This window comes from Nguyenibacter vanlangensis, from assembly GCF_013376155.1.
Lineage (GTDB): Bacteria > Pseudomonadota > Alphaproteobacteria > Acetobacterales > Acetobacteraceae > Gluconacetobacter > Gluconacetobacter vanlangensis.
Genome location: NZ_JABXXP010000739.1, coordinates 1 through 1,338 on the forward strand (window position 1 = coordinate 1; position 1,338 = coordinate 1,338).

1 protein-coding gene and 1 pseudogene are annotated in these 1,338 nt (G+C 69.1%); one reads left to right on the forward strand and one right to left on the reverse strand.

Annotated features, from left to right (window positions below):
• Positions 1-355 (forward strand): annotated as a pseudogene (locus HUK84_RS18585) (delta(1)-pyrroline-2-carboxylate reductase family protein); the annotation flags it as partial.
• Positions 356-385: 30 nt separating this feature from the next.
• On the opposite strand, the gene HUK84_RS18590 reads toward HUK84_RS18585, so the two are convergent.
• Positions 386-1,338, reverse strand: a 953-nt coding sequence (locus tag HUK84_RS18590) for a CocE/NonD family hydrolase C-terminal non-catalytic domain-containing protein (protein ID WP_281362863.1), incomplete at its 5' end; no start/stop codon positions are given.

Below are 1,338 nucleotides of genomic sequence, written 5' to 3' on the forward strand. Positions count from 1 at the left end.
GGTCATCCTGGCGACGACCGCCCGCGCGCCGCTCTATGACCAACCGGCGCGCGCCGGCCGCCTGGTGGTGGGGGTCGGCGCCTTTCGGCCTGATATGGTGGAAATCGGACCCGTCACCATCGGCGGCAGCGCGCTCTATGTCGACGACCCCGCCGGCGCCCCCTCCGAAGCCGGCGACTTCATCCAGGCCGGCGTCGACTGGGAGCGCGTCCATCCGCTGGCCGAAATCCTGACCGGCCACGCCCCGCCGCTGGACCGGCCGATCCTGTTCAAGAGCGTCGGCTGCGCCGCCTGGGACCTGGCCGCCTGCCACGTCGCCCGGCAGGTCATGGCCCGGGGGACGATGGCCGTTTAGAGCATCATCGGATAAAGACGCTGGCGCCGGTCACATCAGGTCGCGGGCGATCCGTTCGGACCAGTCGCGCCGCGCGACCGGCCGGCCGTTCTCGAACGCCTCCAATTGTCCGATCAGATGGAAATGCGTCGCATCCGACGTCATCTCCGTGCGGGTGACGATCTTCGTCATCCAGCCCTCGCGCCCGGTTTCATAGCTCTGGGTCAGGACATAGCGCGCCGAGAGCGGATCGTCGTCGCGAATCGTCAGGTCCCGCTTGAGACTATGCGAAACGATGCTGTCGATCCCGTCCAGGCGATAGATCCCTTCTCCGAAGACCCCGCCCTGCGCATCGGTGACGTAGCGCATCGTGCCGGTCACGCAATCCTGCTGGCTGTACCGGGCAATTCGGCCGGGATCCAGGACCGTCATTGGTGTCCGCGGTCCTTGGGCCGGGGGGGGAAGGGCGAGGGGGGCGTCCTGCTCCGCCATCGCGCCGCTCCGCCGCGGCAGCAGCAGCCGTCCGTCCCGCAGTGACAGGGTCGCGGCGTGGGGGGCGGGCCAGATCATCGGCCAATAGGCGGTTCCGATCGCGATCCGCACCCGGTGCCCCGGGGCGAAGCGATGCCCGCAATCGTTCAGAACGATCGTCAGGTCGAACCATTCGCCCGGCACCAGCGGTTCCGGCGTCTCGTGTCCGTTGCGATGCGTCAGGTTGGTCACCTGATAGCTGACACGCGTGACCCTGCCGTCGGGTGCGACGTCCGACAGGGTCACGACCGCCTGCGCCACGGGCACATCCACGGCGGCGCGCAGCTTCAGGCGCGGCGCGCCTAATATGTCGCAGGATTGTTCCAGTGCGGCGGTCTCGAAGACCAGCGCGCCCCCGTCATCCAGCCGCTGGTCGGTCGGCATTTCGCCGACGCAGCCGGTACCCATCCATTCGCCGCCGGCGCGGCCATGGCTCTGGGGCGAGCGGATGCGCATCGCCGCGTCGCCGCCAT